Source organism: Chroococcidiopsis cubana SAG 39.79, from assembly GCF_003991895.1.
Lineage (GTDB): Bacteria > Cyanobacteriota > Cyanobacteriia > Cyanobacteriales > Chroococcidiopsidaceae > Chroococcidiopsis > Chroococcidiopsis thermalis.
In genome coordinates, this window is sequence record NZ_RSCK01000005.1 from 1 (window position 1) to 16625 (window position 16625).

20 protein-coding genes and 1 pseudogene are annotated in these 16625 nt (G+C 45.0%); 12 read left to right on the plus strand and 9 right to left on the minus strand.

Annotated features, from left to right (window positions below; genetic code table 11):
• The 3 genes and pseudogenes from DSM107010_RS40895 to DSM107010_RS42045 form a co-directional block, all read left to right on the plus strand.
• Window positions 1-194 (plus strand): annotated as a pseudogene (locus tag DSM107010_RS40895) (hypothetical protein); the annotation flags it as partial.
• 12 nt (window positions 195-206) lie between these two features.
• The gene (locus DSM107010_RS04695; protein ID WP_015154732.1) at window positions 207-974 is read left to right on the plus strand and encodes a proteasome-type protease; all 768 of its coding nucleotides are present in this window, start codon (window positions 207-209) and stop codon (window positions 972-974) included.
• A 198-nt stretch (window positions 975-1172) separates the two neighbouring features.
• Entirely contained in the window at window positions 1173-1307 is a 135-nt protein-coding gene (locus DSM107010_RS42045; RefSeq protein ID WP_015154731.1) for a hypothetical protein, read from the plus strand.
• A gap of 53 nt (window positions 1308-1360) precedes the next feature.
• Here the strand turns inward: DSM107010_RS42045 and DSM107010_RS04700 are convergent, their stop codons facing one another.
• Window positions 1361-2344, minus strand: a complete 984-nt coding sequence (locus DSM107010_RS04700) for a Rieske 2Fe-2S domain-containing protein (protein ID WP_106167690.1) — start codon at window positions 2342-2344, stop codon at window positions 1361-1363.
• A gap of 80 nt (window positions 2345-2424) precedes the next feature.
• A complete protein-coding gene (locus DSM107010_RS04705; protein WP_106167689.1) occupies window positions 2425-2694 on the minus strand; it encodes a hypothetical protein in 270 nt (89 codons plus the stop codon).
• 56 nt (window positions 2695-2750) lie between these two features.
• On the opposite strand from DSM107010_RS04705, the gene DSM107010_RS04710 reads away from it, so the two are divergent.
• The 5 genes from DSM107010_RS04710 to DSM107010_RS04730 are packed head-to-tail and all read left to right on the plus strand — an operon-like array spanning window position 2751 to window position 4474.
• The gene (locus tag DSM107010_RS04710) at window positions 2751-3017 is read left to right on the plus strand and encodes a ribbon-helix-helix domain-containing protein (protein ID WP_015154728.1); all 267 of its coding nucleotides are present in this window, start codon (window positions 2751-2753) and stop codon (window positions 3015-3017) included.
• Window positions 3014-3319: a type II toxin-antitoxin system RelE/ParE family toxin gene (locus DSM107010_RS04715; protein ID WP_015154727.1), complete on the plus strand. Its 306-nt coding sequence runs from the start codon at window positions 3014-3016 to the stop codon at window positions 3317-3319. The genes DSM107010_RS04710 and DSM107010_RS04715 overlap by 4 nt, the downstream gene beginning before the upstream one ends.
• Window positions 3320-3324: 5 nt before the next feature.
• A complete protein-coding gene (locus DSM107010_RS04720; RefSeq protein ID WP_015154726.1) occupies window positions 3325-3954 on the plus strand; it encodes a TetR/AcrR family transcriptional regulator in 630 nt (209 codons plus the stop codon).
• 57 nt (window positions 3955-4011) lie between these two features.
• A complete protein-coding gene (locus DSM107010_RS04725) occupies window positions 4012-4263 on the plus strand; it encodes a type II toxin-antitoxin system HicA family toxin (protein ID WP_199755403.1) in 252 nt (83 codons plus the stop codon).
• Window positions 4256-4474: a type II toxin-antitoxin system HicB family antitoxin gene (locus DSM107010_RS04730; protein WP_015154725.1), complete on the plus strand. Its 219-nt coding sequence runs from the start codon at window positions 4256-4258 to the stop codon at window positions 4472-4474. Before DSM107010_RS04725 ends, DSM107010_RS04730 begins: the two co-directional genes overlap by 8 nt.
• Window position 4475: 1 nt before the next feature.
• Here DSM107010_RS04730 and DSM107010_RS04735 read toward each other — a convergent pair whose 3' ends face one another.
• On the minus strand, window positions 4476-5729 hold the full coding sequence (locus tag DSM107010_RS04735; RefSeq protein WP_015154724.1) for a vWA domain-containing protein: 1254 nt from the start codon (window positions 5727-5729) through the stop codon (window positions 4476-4478).
• A 262-nt stretch (window positions 5730-5991) separates the two neighbouring features.
• Here DSM107010_RS04735 and DSM107010_RS04740 point away from each other — a divergent pair, with 262 nt between their 5' ends.
• The 3 genes from DSM107010_RS04740 to DSM107010_RS04750 all read left to right on the plus strand — a co-directional run bounded on the left by DSM107010_RS04740 (window position 5992) and on the right by DSM107010_RS04750 (window position 7720).
• Window positions 5992-6651, plus strand: a complete 660-nt coding sequence (locus DSM107010_RS04740; protein ID WP_015154723.1) for an ATP-dependent Clp protease proteolytic subunit — start codon at window positions 5992-5994, stop codon at window positions 6649-6651.
• Between the two features lie 80 nt (window positions 6652-6731).
• Window positions 6732-7325, plus strand: coding sequence for an ATP-dependent Clp protease proteolytic subunit (locus tag DSM107010_RS04745; protein ID WP_015154722.1), 594 nt, complete (start codon window positions 6732-6734; stop codon window positions 7323-7325).
• Between the two features lie 137 nt (window positions 7326-7462).
• Window positions 7463-7720, plus strand: a complete 258-nt coding sequence (locus DSM107010_RS04750) for a MoaD/ThiS family protein (RefSeq protein ID WP_015154721.1) — start codon at window positions 7463-7465, stop codon at window positions 7718-7720.
• 51 nt (window positions 7721-7771) lie between these two features.
• Here the strand turns inward: DSM107010_RS04750 and DSM107010_RS04755 are convergent, their stop codons facing one another.
• Complete coding sequence (locus DSM107010_RS04755) at window positions 7772-8467, minus strand: 2,3-bisphosphoglycerate-dependent phosphoglycerate mutase (RefSeq protein WP_015154720.1); 696 nt, start codon at window positions 8465-8467, stop codon at window positions 7772-7774.
• Between the two features lie 84 nt (window positions 8468-8551).
• On the opposite strand from DSM107010_RS04755, the gene DSM107010_RS04760 reads away from it, so the two are divergent.
• On the plus strand, window positions 8552-9235 hold the full coding sequence (locus DSM107010_RS04760; protein WP_106167687.1) for a Uma2 family endonuclease: 684 nt from the start codon (window positions 8552-8554) through the stop codon (window positions 9233-9235).
• A gap of 111 nt (window positions 9236-9346) precedes the next feature.
• Here the strand turns inward: DSM107010_RS04760 and carB are convergent, their stop codons facing one another.
• From carB to DSM107010_RS04785, 5 genes are all read right to left on the minus strand, one after another.
• Entirely contained in the window at window positions 9347-12718 is a 3372-nt protein-coding gene (gene carB, locus DSM107010_RS04765; RefSeq protein ID WP_015154718.1) for a carbamoyl-phosphate synthase large subunit, read from the minus strand.
• A gap of 152 nt (window positions 12719-12870) precedes the next feature.
• A complete protein-coding gene (locus DSM107010_RS04770) occupies window positions 12871-14127 on the minus strand; it encodes an argininosuccinate synthase (protein WP_015154717.1) in 1257 nt (418 codons plus the stop codon).
• A gap of 49 nt (window positions 14128-14176) precedes the next feature.
• Window positions 14177-14419, minus strand: coding sequence for a hypothetical protein (locus tag DSM107010_RS04775; RefSeq protein WP_015154716.1), 243 nt, complete (start codon window positions 14417-14419; stop codon window positions 14177-14179).
• Window positions 14420-14557: 138 nt separating this feature from the next.
• Window positions 14558-15076, minus strand: coding sequence for a GNAT family N-acetyltransferase (locus DSM107010_RS04780; RefSeq protein WP_199755404.1), 519 nt, complete (start codon window positions 15074-15076; stop codon window positions 14558-14560).
• A 104-nt stretch (window positions 15077-15180) separates the two neighbouring features.
• Entirely contained in the window at window positions 15181-16572 is a 1392-nt protein-coding gene (locus tag DSM107010_RS04785) for a malic enzyme-like NAD(P)-binding protein (RefSeq protein WP_106171663.1), read from the minus strand.
• Between the last annotated feature and the right edge of the window lie 53 nt (window positions 16573-16625).

A 16625-nucleotide genomic window follows, 5' to 3' on the forward strand; every position in this document is an offset into this window, starting at 1 on the left:
AGAGAGCAGGTGGGCTTTGTGTGCAGGTGGGCAGAGGAGATAAAATAACTAACTGGTCAGGAGTCAGGAGTCAGGAGTCACCCCACACCCTACACCCTACACCCCTTCTTCACGCACCACTCACCACGCACCACGCAATTACCCATTACCCATTACCACTTACAATTACTGTAAAATTTTATAGTCAAAAATGACCCAAAACTATTGTGACTTACTGCCTGGGCATCATTACCAAACACGGTTTAGTTATGGCGGCGGACTCGCGCACGAATGCCGGGGTAGACTACGTATCTACATATCAAAAGCTATTTGATTTTTCCCAGCCAGGAGAACGGGTCATTCTGCTCTGTACGGCAGGAAATCTTTCGGTGACGCAAGGCGCGATCGCGCAGATGCATAGAGATATTAGAATTCCAGAAGAGGCTAATTTACATACCCTGCCAACACTCTACGATGTCGCCCGCTACATTGGAGCTAAAATTCGGCAGATTCAAGAACAAGACCGGGTATGGCTGAAGCAAGATGGTATCGATGTCCAATGTACTCTGCTTTTGGGGGGACAAATTCAGGGACAACCGCCAGAGCTATACATGATTTACAGTCAAGGCAACTGCATTCATGCCACTTCAGAAACTCCATTTATGCAAGTCGGCGAGACTAAGTACGGGAAACCCATTCTAGACCGCATACTGGATTTTAACACGACATTGGAAGCAGCAGCTAAGTGTGCGTTGTTGTCGATTGACTCTACGATGAAGTCTAATATTTCTGTGGGACCGCCAATTAATTTAGTGGTGTATGAAAAGGACTCTTTCAAAGTCCAACACGATTTGCGGTTGCGGTTGGGTGCGCCATATCTCACTAAAATTCGCAAGCAGTGGGAGACTTCGTTGCGGGAAGCCTTTGAGCGAATGCCTGATATTGATTGGGAACGCGATACGGGTGGAAATGTGGAAGAGTTTCTCGATCCTTAAATTGATTATGCGTTTGCGGAATCAAGGTGTGTTGTCCTGTTGTAAAATTCAAGAGAATTTGGCGATCGCAATTTAATCCACGTCACCAATTCTTCACATTTTCACAAACTATTCACCAAAGATTTCTGCTTTCTTCACAAACTATTCACCATTTTGGTTTAACTTCAAAATTAATCAGTAACAGAGGAGATTCACACCATGACTTCCTACATTCCTTTTGAAAACGCACTTATATTCCTAGCTGCTGCTTATTTGGCTTCTGTTTTCGGAATTATGGCTGTTTCTCAATTCTGCTTAGCAGTTATTGAAACTTCTGAAGAATCAGTCAAATAATTTGACAAATAGTATGTCTTGATACAGTATTTTTTAAAGCAACGTGCATACTGTTATCGAGAAAAATTTGGCTCTACAATTGCTGGAAAGTTAGCATAGTTGCGCCGCACCCAATCCATACCCACCTCGTTATTGAGTTTAATGTGTTGAGGTGTGTTGGTATAAAGTTTACTTAAGATATCTGCATCTTGCTCGATGACGACTTCTACTAGTCGCAAGAGGTTTCGTTTAATTAAATGAGCAATCGGGTGATGTGCTTTCACGAACATCAGAACGTAGACGCGAGAGTGAGTTTCTGATTCGGGAAGGTAAAAATGGCATTCTTTTAAGCTTAAAAGTGGACTCTCGCCGTGTACCATGCCCATGAATGGAAAGAAGTTTTCTAAATGAGCTTCTAATACTTGAGGCATTGCCAAGAGTCCAGGGTTTTTGAGAATATCTTGTAGATTTGGTTTTTTTCGCAGTTGTGCAATGTAGGCATGGGAATGCAATCCATCGTCAATAAACTGCTTCAGTTGAACTTCCTCAATTTCAAATAGCGATCGATGAGTGCCGTTTTGGTGGTTGTAGTCGTGCATATTTAGCAGTAGACTGAGAAAGTTGGTCTTAATACTGCGATCGCCCGTGTAACCGACAAATTCATACTCTGCTGCAATTTCGTTTAAAATTGTCGGAATTGGGATTATAGGCTCAAATCCACCGTAAGACCAAATAAAATCGCCTTGTACGATTAATTCTAACGGTTGTAATAAAGATTTAGTCGGTTTGTTAGTACCTGGTAAAACCGTACAGCCAGTATTATCAAATTCTAAGGCATGAAACGGACATGCGATCGCGCTACTACCATCAGATTTTTTCACGCACCACCCTTCCGATAGCATTGCACCCATGTGCGGACATGCATTCGGCAAGCAACAAATGTTACCCGTACTATCCTGCCAAAGTACGTAGTCTTTACCGTAAAGCGACACCTTCATCGGCTGATTCGGCTTGAGCATAGAACGGTGCGCTAGCAGCCAGGGTGCGCCTTGTAGCATGATGCAAACTGCCTTGAAAATAACTTACTAATTAATTAGTAAGTTTAGAGAGATGAAGGGGCGATCGTCAAGCAATTTAGCTATTCTGATAACAGCTCGACAATTGGAAGATCTGCATAAGCAGCACGAATATCTTCTAAATTGCCAGGATTATAAGTATCCTGCCAAGAAAGCAAAAAGCGAGAGCCGATGTTTCTCAAGTTTGGTGGAATAGAAGATGTGGAGATCTCCCAATACCATTCTCCATCTAACATCCCTTTTCCAACTAGACGCTCAAGAATAACTCTTGTATAGCCACCATCTAAATGAAAATCAACCCTGACAGGTTCAAACCGCCAATACAGGCTCATAGAGTAAGTTAGGCTCGGCAGATACCTTATGATAAAGGTAAACAAAAATATTCAGTATGAATATCACCTTAAAACCAGAGCAAGAAAAGATAGTCCAGACTTTGCTGGCATCAGGTAAATTTAAGAATGTTGATGAAGTCATTCAAGCAGCACTGCACCTGCTAGAAGAAGATGATCGTGAATACCAGCAGTGGATGATTGAAACTCGCGCTAAGGTTGAGGAAGGAATCGCATCGCTCGAACGTGGGGAAGGAATCGATGGTGAAACATTTGTCAACCAGTTGTTAACAAAGTTCAAGCAGGCAAGAGAAGCTCAGCAATGAGTCAGTATATTATTTCTCAACCTGCCTCCCGCGATTTGCAAGACATTCTAAACTATTTTGCAGTAGAAAATGTAAATGCTAGTGAGCGCTTTCTACAGTCGTTCAATAAAAAATGTCAGCAGCTCGTTAGTTTTCCTAATATGGGACGACAGTATGATAATTTACGTCTCGGCTTACGAGGACTACCGTTAGATGGGTATATTATCCTCTATCAAGTTGGAAAAGATAGAATTGAAATCGTCAGAGTTGTGAGTGGTAAACGCAATTTAGAAACTCTGTTTGCAAATCCAGAAGAGGAATAGCAAACATGGCGCGATCGCACCCTATTAAAAAACAATTTCGAGATGCAGAAGCGACACAAAAACAGATTCTTGATGCCGCAGAATTAGAGTTTGCCAGACACGGAATTAAAGGTGCTAGAATGAGCGATATTGCCGATCGCGCTCAAATTACAACTGCGACAATTCACTACTATTTCGAGAACAAAGAAGGTTTATACAAAGCAGTTTTACAGCGTCCAGTTAACGAAGTTCAGGCGATGGTAAGTCAACTAAAACTAAACGATTTATCACCAGAAGAAGCACTCAAACAAATTATTCGAGTTGCGATCGCCTACGAAGCAAAAAACCCTCATCGTCAGATGCTTTGGTTTCAAGAAGCTAGTCAAAATCAAGGTTTTTATTTTAAACAAAGTAACGTAGAAAGTCTACATGAACATTTAATCCAAGTTCTGAATCGTGGTATGAAAGCAGGTTGTTTTCGTCCCCTCGATCCATTTTTAACATTAACTCATATTTTAAGCGTTTGTCTTTTTTACTTTACCGTACACGAAAATTGGAAACATTTAAATTCTGGGAGCGATCGCCTTAGTCAGGAAATGGTAGAAAAACATACTGAGGCAGCAATTGAATTTATTTTGGCAGCGGTAAAAAACTAATCTGAATCTGCCGAACAATATTTATCTATCTCAAACGTCATGTACATTTTATAATAATTGCTTCCTGAGAGTATACTTAAAATAACGCCAAGAAAAATTAGGGAGCTGAAACAAACGCTACGCCGAGCAGGTTTTACAGAACTTCCAGGCAAAGGAAGCCATACAAACTGGATACATCCTTTATATTCGGGAAAATTAACTATTTCTGGCAATGACGGAGCAGATGCTAAACCATACCAAGAAAAAGAAATTCAGCAAGCTATTCAAGAAATAGAGACTAGACAACAGGAATCGCACGAAGATGAGTGAAATGAAGTATAAGATGGTGATTCAATGGTCGAATGAAGATAACTGCTTTTTGGTAGGTTTTCCCGATTTTCCCGGGCAGACTTGGCGGACTCATGGAGCTACATATGAGTCAGCTGTAGCAAATGGTAGAGAAGCCTTAGAATCCCTGATAATGGCTTATGAAGCAACAGGCGAACCACTACCACAACCGACTATTCATCAAGCTGCATAGTTCATCCTTCTTGATCCTGCAACACTGTTTTTGACACGATGCGAGTTTTCTTGCGATCGCTTTCTGAAAGTTCTTCTCCCGACTGCAAGCGCGTGGCGTTATCTTGCAACACAGTAGCGGCACTGCGATCGCCCATTTGCAAGGCAGTTTTAGCCGCAGTTTGTAACATTGTCGCCGCGCCAGCGCGATCGCCTTGTTGTAATTTCAATTCGGCTAGCTGTGTTTGACGATATTTAGCCAATGCTAAAACATATTGCTGTACTTGCGGATTATTTACAGGTTTATAATCCCGTACTACGTTAATTTCTACCGGAATATTGTCAGAGAGTAAATTAGTTTGGTCAACCGCCGGATCGTCATAGCAGATTTGGACGCTAGCAATCGTGTGTTTGCCTTCCGGTAACTGACTGATATACATATTTGCTAACACCACCCGTTCGGAGTCCTTCATCAAGTCTCCCAAGCGCACGGTGTAACGTCCGTAGGTATCTTGTTGTATGGGTAATTCAATTGCATCTGGCGCAACTTGGGCAATCGGCTTGAGTTCGGCGAGTCGTACTTTAGGAATAAACGATAATAGCAGGTAAGCATTTGTCAATTCCACGGCTTGAATGCGATCGAATAGCCGTCCGAACTCCTCTAGAATTTGCTCTGGGTGTTGGATGTAAGATAAACCGCCACCGCCCGCATCGGCAATTTTTTCTAAAATATCTTGGTTCCAATAATCGCCAAAGCCTAAAGTGTTGAGGGTTAAGTTGTAGCTAGCTGCCAGTTGTGCCAATTTCAGACAGCGATCGTTGTCACCGTGTTCGTTTTCTCCATCCGTAAGTAAAAATGCCTGGGAAATGGCTTCTTTCTTGCCTTTCCCTAGTTCTTCAATTCCCAATTTCAGCCCTTCATCGATCGCCGTGCCACCTTCAGCATATAAACGGTCGATTTGCCGTTTAATATAGTCAGGATTGTTAACCGTTTGGTTGGGTACGATTACCTTGGCGCGGTGATCGAAAACGACAATTGAGAGGCGATCTTCTGGCTGGAGTCGATCGACTAGTGTTTGTGCCGCTTGTTTCACCGTTTCAATCGGTTGTCCCTTCATCGAACCACTTTGGTCGAGAATTAAGCAAAGATTAAGCGGAACTTGCCGCTGCGAATTATTTGCGATCGCAGAAATTGATACAGCCAATTGTCGCTGACTTGTAGCTTGATGTGCGTCTAAATTGACATCGTTCAGGGTAGGCTGCAAGCTAACCTTCATACCTTTCGTCCTATCTAACCAGATGTGATATCAACTGCTCCACAGCCCCATACTGTTGCTACGGAAAAGTTATGTTAAGTCCATCTCTATTGTCAATTACAGAATATCCTATGTGCTTCTATCTCGGATGCGATCGCAACCTCAAATCCATACCTGAGATTTCCGGGTGAGGAATCCGTACCCCTTTTCAACTCATCCTCAAGCTAGGATTACACTATCAGATAATGTCATTATTGCATTATTGTAACCGTCTGGATTTGCTATGGTTTCACCGATTAAAGCCGTTCAAGCCCCCTACTATGGCGATAACTTCTACCGCACGCCACCGCCAGACTTACCCTCTTTACTACTCAAAGAGCGGATTGTCTATCTTGGTATGCCCCTCGTACCCGCCGTCACCGAATTAATTATTGCCGAATTACTCTATTTGCAATCTGACGATCCAGACAAGCCGATCAAAATCTACATCAACTCTACAGGTACGTCTAGCTACAATGGCGAACCCATCGGCTTTGAAACTGAAGCCTTTGCCATTTACGACACGCTGAGATACATTAAACCCCCCGTTCACACCATTTGTATCGGCTCGGCGATGGGAATGGCAGCAATGCTGCTTTCAGCTGGAACTCCAGGTTGTCGTGCTAGTCTGCCCAATGCCAACATTATTTTGCACCAACCCAAAAGCTACGCCCAAGGACAAGCTACAGATATTCAAATTCGAGCGAAAGAAGTGTTGGCAAATAAGGCAACACTGTTAGATATTTTGGCAAAAACGACTGGACAGCCGATTGAAAAAATTGGCAAAGATATGGATCGGCTATTTTACTTAACTCCTCAGCAGGCGAAAGAATACGGTCTGATCGATCGCGTCTTGGAGAAACAAGACTTAGCCAATCCTCCCCTACCAGCTGGAGTCATCTAGCTTGTCATTTGTCATTGGTCATTGGTCATTTGCGAACAACCAATAACCAACAACCAACAATCAACAATGGAGTAGCTCATATGCCTATCGGTGTACCAAAGGTTCCCTATCGGATGCCAGGGGAACAATACACTCAGTGGATTGATATTTACAACCGCCTCTATAGAGAACGAATCATTTTCTTAGGACGCGATGTAGACGACGAAATTGCCAACCAAATTATTGCGGTTATGCTTTATTTGGATTCGGAAGATCCAGGCAAAGATATTTCCTTATACATCAATTCCCCGGGGGGAATGGTGACATCTGGGATGGCAATTTATGACACGATGCAACACATCAAATCTGATGTAATTACAATTTGTGTTGGCTTAGCTGCATCAATGGGGTCTTTCCTACTTGCTGCAGGTACAAAAGGCAAGCGTCTTGCCTTACCTCACTCGCGGATTATGATCCATCAACCATCAGGTGGGACTCGCGGACAAGCATCAGATATTGAAATTGAAGCGCGGGAAATCTTGCGAATTCGCGGTCAGTTAAACCAGATTTATGCTAACAATACAGGTCAACCTCTAGAAAAAATTGAAAAAGACATGGATCGTGACTTCTTCATGTCAGCAGAGGAAGCCAAAGCATACGGTCTAATCGATCACGTAGTCGAAGAACGTCCGTAGTAGTTAGTAATTAGCCATTAGCTGTTAGCAAATAACTAATGGCTACTCTCTTTTTTGCGCCTACTCTACTCTTCGAGAAGGGCTTCGCCCTACGAGAACGCTTTGCGCCTTTGCGTCTTTGCGTGACATAATCTAATATGACTAACACCCTCAAAGTCACAATTAAACTTTTCGCCGCCTATCAAGAAGCATACGGCAAATCGGAACTGGCACTAGAATTTCCTCAGAATACACCAGTTGCAGCAGTACGCGATCGCCTGATCTCCGAACATCCACAGTTATCTCAGTGGCGCGACGTGACTCGCTTTGGGATTAATTTACAATTCGTCGAACCCGATACTCTCCTTCAGGACGGAGATGAGGTGGTGTTGATTCCCCCCGTCAGCGGTGGTTAGTGAGAGAAGTCAAAAGTTAAAAGTTAAAAGTCAAAAATTTAATTTAAAGATTTAATTTAAAATAATTTTATTTGTTGCCTGTCCGGTGTTATCCACATCATAAATAATTGGTACACCTGTAGCGAGTTCTAGATTCGGAATTAGTTCGGGACTGAGGCGATCGAGTTGCATAATAATAGAGCGAAGAGAATTGCCGTGGGCTGCAACTAAAACATTATCTCCCTGTTTTAGCTGGGTAAGAATGCGGCTGTGGAAAAAAGGAAGAGTGCGCTGCATTGTATCTTCTAGACTCTCGCCGCCAGGAGGACGCATGGAAAAAGATCTTCGCCATGCTTGTACCACATCCGCACCATATTTTTCGGCTGTCTGCGCTTTATTTAATCCCTGCAAATCGCCATAAAAACGCTCGTCCAGTGCCATGCTGGGAATAATAGGAAGTTCGCAACTGGAATTACCTTCATACTTATCCCAACCGTGCCAGTGCGGATCGTCGGCTTCGTGTTTCAGTACGGGATTTTTCCCAGCACAAATTTCTTCAAATTCCGTCAGGCAAATAATCGCAGTTTCAATTGCCCGAATTAATAAGCTGGTAAAGCAAATATCAACTCGATAATCTCTCAGTTTATAAGCTGCCTTTGTTGCCTCCAATCGCCCTAATTTACTCAAAGGCACATCTACCCAACCTGTAAATTTGTTGGCAGCATTCCAGATACTTTGTCCGTGTCGGATGAGGATGAGTTTGGACATATTATTGTCTGTAAGTGGTAGAGTCAAAATGACTCTATATTCTCGCAGTAGAACCACAAAAGGAAACGCGATCGCTCTGCCGCTATGTTAACCAGTATTACTAACTATGAAATCACCTGGGAAAAGTTACCAGATGACTTTGTTTTAGACGACGAACCCGTGGATAACATCAACCAGCCGTCTCTAGCTGCGGCTTTGACTGAAAGCTTAGAAATAGCTGGGAAGGTTCCTCCCAATGCTTTAACTACCACTAATTATGGTATCTGTGCCGCAGTAAATCAAAAGTTTGTCGTCAAAGCTCCAGATTGGGCATATATACCCGCAATACGAGTTCCTAGAGAAGAAGTTAAGCGCAGTTACACTCCTCAACTCCAAGGGGAAGTTCCAGTCATTGTAATGGAATTCCTTTCGGATACCGAAGGCGGTGAATATTCAATTAAACCTACATATCCGCCCGGAAAATGGTTTTTTTACGAACAAGTGCTAAGAGTTACCCACTACATTATTTTTGAACCAGATACAGGAGAAATAGAAGCTTATCAGTTAGATGATGGGCGATATCAAATCCGCACTCCAGATGAAAATAACCGTTACTGGATTGCTCAAATTGGTTTATTTCTGGGAGTGTGGCAAGGAACGAGAGAGAATAGAACGGGTTATTGGTTGAGATGGTGGGATGAAAACGGGCGGTTGTTACTGTGGGGGCTTGAGAAAGCCGAAAGATTAGCCGCTCAACTTAGAGCAGCAGGGATTGAACCAGAAGTATGAGCGTAGGCGAGGAGTAAGGAGTGAGGGTAATACTAGTTTGCTTTTTGACTACGGCAAAAGAGATCCCCTAACCCCCCTTTTTAAGAGGGGCTAGGAAAGCTGCTTGTGCCTCTAGGCTGAAGTAGAAGAGACAAGAGAATCATTTTTCTGCTTGTTTTGAGCTGCTCCCTGGCTTGCTTCTGCCGTGTAATCCTGAATTGCCTTTACGGTGAGAGACTGAGATTTGAGCGCCCGAATAGCTGCTGCTGTAGCCCGCGCCCCTGCGATTGTCGTGATAATGGGAATCTTGTAGGTGAGCGCCGATCGCCGAATCAATTTAGCATCAGTTTGCGCCTCTTCACCAGAAGGCGTATTGATAATCAACTGAATGTTGTGATTCTTAATCGCGTCGAGGACGTGGGGTCTACCTTCATGCAACTTTAGAATTAACCCCACCTTTAGACCGTGTTCTTGCAACACTCGACGAGTGCCATCGGTGGCAATGACATCAAACCCTAATTCAATCAAATCCCTAACTACAGGCACGACTAGAGGCTTATCGCGCTCGTTACAAGTCACAAATACAGTTCCTTCTAGGGGTAGGACTTCTCCAGCTCCCAATTCAGCTTTAGCATAAGCTAAGCCAAAATCGCGATCGATTCCCATCACCTCGCCTGTCGATCGCATTTCGGGACCGAGTAACGTATCTGTCCCAGGAAACTTCTTAAATGGTAATACCGCTTCCTTAACCGCAATATGATTTAACTTCGGTTCCTCGCTCAAGCCCAATTGTGCTAAGTTTTGCCCTGCCATCACTAACGAAGCTAACTTAGCAAGTGGGACTCCGGTTGCTTTGGAGACAAACGGCACTGTCCGCGAAGCACGCGGATTTGCTTCTAAGATATAAACTTGCGGGTTATAGGTGTGCGCTCCCACTACAGCAAATTGAATATTCATCAAACCAACAACTTTGAGCGCTTTGGCTAGTTGTATGGTTTGAGTGCGAATTTTCTCTAATACCGGAGTTGGTAAGGAAATCGCAGGTAGAGTACAAGCCGAATCGCCAGAGTGAATTCCTGCTTGCTCGATATGTTCCATTACCCCACCAATGACAACTTTACCTGTAGTATCGGCGATCGCATCGACATCTACTTCGATCGCATTTTCTAAAAACTTGTCGATTAAAATCGGATGCTCCGGCTCTACCTGCACCGCAAAGGTCATGTAACGCTCTAATTCGGTGTCAGAATAGACAATTTCCATCGCTCGTCCGCCCAAAACGTAACTCGGACGCACCACCACTGGATAACCGATCTTCTGAGCCACTACCAGGGCATCCTCATAGCTGCGAGCAATTCCATTAGGTGGCTGAGCAATATTTAAAGAATGCAGAATCTTTTCAAACTTTTCCCTATCTTCTGCCGTATCTATATCTTCAGGAGAAGTTCCCCAAATTTTGGTAGTTGGTAGTTGGTAGTTGGTAGTTGCTCCCTCAGCTCCCTCAGCTCCCTCAGCTCTTTTCTTCCCTGCTCCCTGCAAATACTGCTGCAATGGTAATGCCAACTTCAGGGGCGTTTGTCCGCCAAATTGGACGATGATGCCGAGCGGTTTTTCGACTTCGATAATGTTGATGACATCTTCGAGTGTGAGGGGTTCAAAATAAAGGCGATCGCTGGTATCGTAGTCGGTGGAGACGGTTTCGGGATTGGAGTTCACCATAATCGTCTCGTAGCCAGCCCCTTTGAGGGCGTAGGCGGCGTGACAGCAGCAGTAATCGAATTCAATTCCCTGTCCGATCCGGTTGGGTCCGCCGCCCAAAATCATCACCTTGGGACGGTCTGAGGGACGAACTTCGGTTTCGCCGTCGTAGCTGGAGTAGTGGTAGGGAGTTAAGGCTTCAAACTCAGCAGCACAGGTATCGACAGTTTTGTATACGGGAACGATGCCGAGGCTTTGGCGATATTGCCGTACTCGATCTTCGCTAGTTTTGGTGGCAAAGGCAATTTGTTTGTCGCTAAATCCCTGTTGTTTAATCGCGTATAATTGTTTGCCGTCCAGCGATTCTAAGGGAGTGCGTTTGAGCAGTTTTTCTGTTTCGAGCAGTTGTTGGAAAGAATCTAAAAACCAGGGATCGATCCCCGTAAGCTCGTAAATTTCTTCATTGCCCATGCCCAAAAGCATCGCTTGGCGCACGGCAAAAATGCGTTCTGGGTTAGGAGTACGCAAGTTGGCGCGAATTTGTTCGAGAGAAGGCAGTTTTTCTTGCTTGTCACAACCCCAACCGCTTCTACCCGTTTCTAAAGAACGTAAGGCTTTTTGGAAAGATTCGTTGAAGGTGCGCCCGATTGCCATTGCTTCCCCGACAGATTTCATTTGCGTGGTGAGCGTCGAATCTGAACCGGGAAATTTTTCAAAGGCGAAGCGGGGAATTTTGGTAACTACATAGTCTATGGTTGGTTCAAACGAAGCAGGAGTCTTTTTCGTGATGTCGTTGGCAATCTCGTCGAGAGTGTAACCGATCGCGAGTTTAGCAGCAATTTTGGCGATCGCAAATCCGGTGGCTTTGGATGCTAAAGCCGAAGAACGCGACACGCGGGGATTCATTTCGATCGCCACGACATCGCCGTTAGTGGGATTAATTGCAAATTGGATGTTAGAGCCACCCGTCTCCACTCCGATTTCGCGGATGATCCGTACCGAGTAGTCGCGCAGCCGTTGGTATTCTTTGTCAGTCAGAGTTTGAGCCGGAGCGACGGTGATGCTGTCTCCGGTGTGGATGCCCATCGGATCGATATTTTCGATGCTGCAAATAATGACGACGTTATCGGCACAATCGCGCATCACTTCTAATTCGTATTCTTTCCATCCAATTAAGGACTTATCGATCAAAATTTGCGAGACAGGGGAAGCATCAAGTCCAGAAGTGGCGAGTTCGAGAAATTCTTCTTGGTTGTAGGCAATACCTCCACCCGTACCACCTAACGTGAAGGCAGGACGGACGATGAGAGGATACGAACCAATTTCTTGAGCAACATTTTTGGCTTCCTCTAAGTTGGAAGCAATACCACTGGGGCAAACAGCAACGCCTATTTTTGCCATCGCTTCGTTGAATTGCTGTCTGTCTTCAGCCTTTTCAATCGCGGCGAGGTTAGCGCCAATCAATTGTACGCCGTATTTTTCTAACGTGCCGTTTTTGGCAAGGCTAACGGCGAGGTTGAGGGCGGTTTGTCCGCCCATCGTAGGTAAGAGTGCGTCGGGACGCTCTGATTCAATAACTTGGGTGACCAGTTCGGGGGTCAGCGGTTCGATGTAGGTGCGCTGTGCGGTTTCGGGATCGGTCATGATCGTGGCAGGATTGGAGTTAACCAAAATCACTTCGTATCCTTCTTCTCGCAAGGCTTTACACGCTTGCGTGCCTGAGTAGTCGAATTCGCACGCTTGTCCGATGACAATCGGTCCTGCTCCCAATAGTAGGATTTTTTTGATGTCAGAGCGCCTTGGCATAGTCCTTTCCTTTGAAGTGAGTAGTGAGTAGTCGGGAGTCGGGAGTCGGGAGTCGTAAAGAGGGCGTGGGGTGTGGGGTGTAGGGTGTGGTGCGTGGTGAGTCAATTCTCTCCCTCAGCTCCCTCAGCTCCCTCAGCTCCCTCAGCTCTCTTCTAGCCTCTCGTTTGTTGCGACCAAATGCGCGTTGGTAGCCCCCAGACGTAGATGAAGCCTTCAGCGGCTTTGTGGTCGAATTGGTCTTCGGCTCCGTAGGTTGCTAGTTCGGTGTTGTAGAGGGAGTTGTCCGATTTACGTCCGACAATGGTGGCGTTGCCTTTGAAGAGTTGGACGCGCACAGTACCGGAAACTCGCACTTGAGTTTGCTGGATAAAAGCATCGAGTGCGGCTTTGAGGGGACTATACCACTGTCCGTTGTAGACGAGTTGGCTGTAGGTTTCTTCAATTCCCCGCTTGTAGCGAGTGACATCAGCAGTCAAGGTGAGGCTTTCGAGGTCGCGGTGGGCTTGAATTAAAACTGTCATGGCAGGAGATTCGTAGATTTCCCGCGACTTGATTCCCACTAGGCGGTTTTCTACCATGTCAATGCGTCCTACGCCGTGGCTACCAGCGAGTTGATTGAGTCGATCGATCAGCGTGACTGGCGCTAGGGTTTCGCCATTTAAAGCGACTGGGACACCACCTGCAAAGGTAATTTCTACATATTCTGGCTGATTGGGAGTGTCAGCGATCGCCTTTGTCATTTGATAAATTTCTTCTGGCGGTTCTGCCCAAGGATCTTCCAAGATTCCAGCTTCGATCGCCAATCCCAACAAATTTTTATCTAAGCTGTAGGGAGAAGATTTTTTAACTGGAAAGGGAATATCGAACTTTTCGCCATAGGCGATCGTTTCTTCCCGACTCATACCCCATTCTCTAGCAGGGGCAAGAATTTTTAAATTTGGATTGAGCGCGCCAATGGAGACATCAAACCGTACTTGGTCGTTACCCTTACCCGTACAACCGTGGGCGATCGCATCTGCACCGTACTTTTCAGCCACTTCTACTAAGACTTTCGCAATTAACGGACGTGCTAAAGCTGTAGCGAGGGGATAGCGATTTTCATACAAGGCATTTGCTTGAATCGCTGGGAAGGCATACTCTCTCACGAATACATCTTGTACGTTTGCCACTAACGATTCATCTGCGCCCGATTGCAGTGCTTTTTGGCGGATTGGTTCGAGTTCGTCGCCTTGTCCTAAATCGACTGCTAGGGTAATGACTTCTTGCACGCCCCATTCATGCTTCAAGTAAGGAATACATACCGAAGTATCAACGCCCCCAGAATATGCTAGTACGGCACGCTTAGCCCGACCTGTGGAGTTATTGAGTTGGGAGCTGGTATTTGCTTTGAGATTAACTGGGGTTGTCATTTGTCGCTATGAGTGAGTAGTGAGTGGTGAGTGGTAAGAGAATTAATAATTAGCGAAGTGAAAGTTCGTTGCTGAATTCTTGCAATCTAGACAAAATTTCCCAGCGTTGAACTTGTAAGCGATCGCGATCGGCTTTGACTGCTTGTTTGGCTCGGTCAATTTTTAATTGCTCGATTTGCAGATTTTTTGCTTCAATCTCTAAAGCATTTTCCCTATCCTGAATCGTATTGAGTTCATCTACAAGTAGAGCAGTCATTGTATTAACATTTACCTGATAGGTGAAGCGATTCATAATTCACATCCTTTAAAAAACGTCTTTTTAAAAGTCAAAAGGTAAAAGTTAAAAGTCAATCCTTGGGAGCTGCTATTGGTTTTTGTTTGATTAACAGTGAAGATAAGCTAAATGAGTGAAGATTTTGTGAACCGAGTTTCACGCCGAAAAATTTTGTTCCAAAGAACTCATGAAAAGCCGATCTTTCAATACCATTGTGGTACTGCTGTTGCATTCAAATCCAATTCGTTCGTAGAACCGTTGCTGATGCGTAGTCATTAAATAAACTCGTTCGACTCGACTCATGCGGGGATGACTCAAAACTGTTTGCACTAGTTTTCGCCCTAGTCCCCGTCCTTGATAATCGGGATGAATCGCCACATCCCAAATCGTAGCGCGATAAATTCCATCAGAAGTCGCTCTGGCAAAACCAATCAGCCGTTCTTCATCCCAAACACTCACGACTGGTTCGCTATTGGCAATTGCTATGCTCAGATCTTCTAAGCTGCGTCCTTGCGCCCAAAATGCTGCTTGCTCGAATAATGTTTGTAACTGGAGTAAATCGTCTTGCGATTGCTGCGGTTGGCGTAAAGCGGTGCCTGTAGCAATACAGAAACAAATTTGACTGCTATCTGTTTGTGATGATGCCTCTTTAGTTGGAGATACGGTGGATGTCATTCTCGAATGGTAATTGGTAATTGGTAGTTGGTGAGTGGCTGGTGGCTGGTGGCTGGTGGCTAGAATTTTTATCTAGTCACCAGTCACTAGTCACTAATATCTAGTTACTGTTTCGCAATCCCTTCTTCGCGGGCGGCTCTTTGGACGGCAGCTGCAACGGCTGTGGCTACGCGATCGTCAAACACGGACGGGATGATATACTCTGAGTGCAAATCGCTGGGTTTAATTAAAGAAGCGATCGCGCTGGCTGCTTCTAAACACATCGTGGTTGTAATTGTGCTGGCACGACTGTCTAAAGCACCGCGAAATACGCCAGGAAAAGCTAAGACATTATTAATTTGATTTGGATAGTCGCTGCGCCCTGTTGCCATAATTGCGACATCATTCATCACCAGTTCCGGTTGAATTTCAGGGATGGGATTTGCCATCGCCATCACGATTGGGTCTTTTGCCATCGATCGCACCATTTCAGGAGTGACTACACCAGGGGCGCTCACGCCAATGAAAACATCGCTGCTTATCATAGCATCGGTAAGAGTTCCAGCTTGACTAACGGCAAATTCTTGCTTTTCCTGATTCAAGTCTGTTCGATTGGTAGAGAGAATGCCTTTAGAGTCACACATGAGTATATTCGTTGCACCAGCTTTTTGCAGTAAGCGGGCGATCGCGACTCCAGCGGCTCCCGCACCGTTGATGACAATCCGAATTTGCTCGATGGGTTTGTTGACAATTTTGAGCGCGTTGAATAAAGCCGCCAGCGTGACAATTGCCGTACCGTTTTGATCGTCGTGAAATACGGGAATATCTAATTCTTGGCGCAGGCGCTTTTCAATCTCAAAGCAGCGTGGAGCCGCAATATCTTCTAAATTGACTCCCCCAAATACAGGGGCAATATTTTTGACTGTAGCAATAATCTCTTCTGTATCTTGAGTCGCTAAACAGATCGGAAAGGCATCAATTCCGGCAAATTCTTTAAATAGCATGGCTTTGCCTTCCATGACTGGTAATGCTCCGGCTGCTCCAAGATTACCTAACCCTAAAACCGCACTGCCATCCGTGACGATCGCTACAGTATTTTGTTTGATCGTGAGATTATAAACTTGTTCTGGATCTTGAGCGATCGCCGTACAGACTCGACCGACTCCAGGCGTATACGCCATTGCCAGATCGTCTTGACTTTTGAGCGGAATTCTGCTAGTTACAGTAATTTTGCCACCACGATGCAAATTAAAAGTGCGATCGTAAACGCTCATCAACTTGACATCTGCCAATTCTTTCACTGCCTGGACGATCGTTTCGGCATGTTCTGTACTAGAAGCATCAACAGTCACATCGCGAGTCGTGAGTTGGCGAGTTTGAGCGATTAAATCGATTTGACCCAAATTACCACCACTGTTGGCGATCGCTTGAGTCACAGCTGCCAGCATTCCGGCTCGATTGGGAATTTGCAAGCGTAAAGTCAGACTATAACTTGAGTTCGGCGTGAGAATTACCATAGATGGAAGTGAGGGATCGGGATAGAGAATCGAGGGAACCGGAGAGCATGGAA

Bases quoted from the DNA above. Each gene is read 5' to 3' on its own strand.
- DSM107010_RS04745 (WP_015154722.1), top strand. From the start codon at position 6,732: ATGCCTATCGGTGTACCAAAGGTTCCCTATCGGATGCCAGGGGAACAA.
- DSM107010_RS04700 (WP_106167690.1), bottom strand. From the start codon at position 2,344: ATGCTACAAGGCGCACCCTGGCTGCTAGCGCACCGTTCTATGCTCAAG.
- DSM107010_RS04735 (WP_015154724.1), bottom strand. From the start codon at position 5,729: ATGAAGGTTAGCTTGCAGCCTACCCTGAACGATGTCAATTTAGACGCA.
- DSM107010_RS04740 (WP_015154723.1), top strand. From the start codon at position 5,992: ATGGTTTCACCGATTAAAGCCGTTCAAGCCCCCTACTATGGCGATAAC.
- carB (WP_015154718.1), bottom strand. From the start codon at position 12,718: ATGCCAAGGCGCTCTGACATCAAAAAAATCCTACTATTGGGAGCAGGA.
- DSM107010_RS04715 (WP_015154727.1), top strand. From the start codon at position 3,014: ATGAGTCAGTATATTATTTCTCAACCTGCCTCCCGCGATTTGCAAGAC.
- DSM107010_RS04720 (WP_015154726.1), top strand. From the start codon at position 3,325: ATGGCGCGATCGCACCCTATTAAAAAACAATTTCGAGATGCAGAAGCG.
- DSM107010_RS04710 (WP_015154728.1), top strand. From the start codon at position 2,751: ATGAATATCACCTTAAAACCAGAGCAAGAAAAGATAGTCCAGACTTTG.
- DSM107010_RS04750 (WP_015154721.1), top strand. From the start codon at position 7,463: ATGACTAACACCCTCAAAGTCACAATTAAACTTTTCGCCGCCTATCAA.
- DSM107010_RS04730 (WP_015154725.1), top strand. From the start codon at position 4,256: ATGAGTGAAATGAAGTATAAGATGGTGATTCAATGGTCGAATGAAGAT.
- DSM107010_RS04770 (WP_015154717.1), bottom strand. From the start codon at position 14,127: ATGACAACCCCAGTTAATCTCAAAGCAAATACCAGCTCCCAACTCAAT.
- DSM107010_RS04705 (WP_106167689.1), bottom strand. From the start codon at position 2,694: ATGAGCCTGTATTGGCGGTTTGAACCTGTCAGGGTTGATTTTCATTTA.
- DSM107010_RS42045 (WP_015154731.1), top strand. From the start codon at position 1,173: ATGACTTCCTACATTCCTTTTGAAAACGCACTTATATTCCTAGCTGCT.
- DSM107010_RS04755 (WP_015154720.1), bottom strand. From the start codon at position 8,467: ATGTCCAAACTCATCCTCATCCGACACGGACAAAGTATCTGGAATGCT.
- DSM107010_RS04775 (WP_015154716.1), bottom strand. From the start codon at position 14,419: ATGAATCGCTTCACCTATCAGGTAAATGTTAATACAATGACTGCTCTA.
- DSM107010_RS04760 (WP_106167687.1), top strand. From the start codon at position 8,552: ATGTTAACCAGTATTACTAACTATGAAATCACCTGGGAAAAGTTACCA.
- DSM107010_RS04785 (WP_106171663.1), bottom strand. From the start codon at position 16,572: ATGGTAATTCTCACGCCGAACTCAAGTTATAGTCTGACTTTACGCTTG.
- DSM107010_RS04780 (WP_199755404.1), bottom strand. From the start codon at position 15,076: ATGACATCCACCGTATCTCCAACTAAAGAGGCATCATCACAAACAGAT.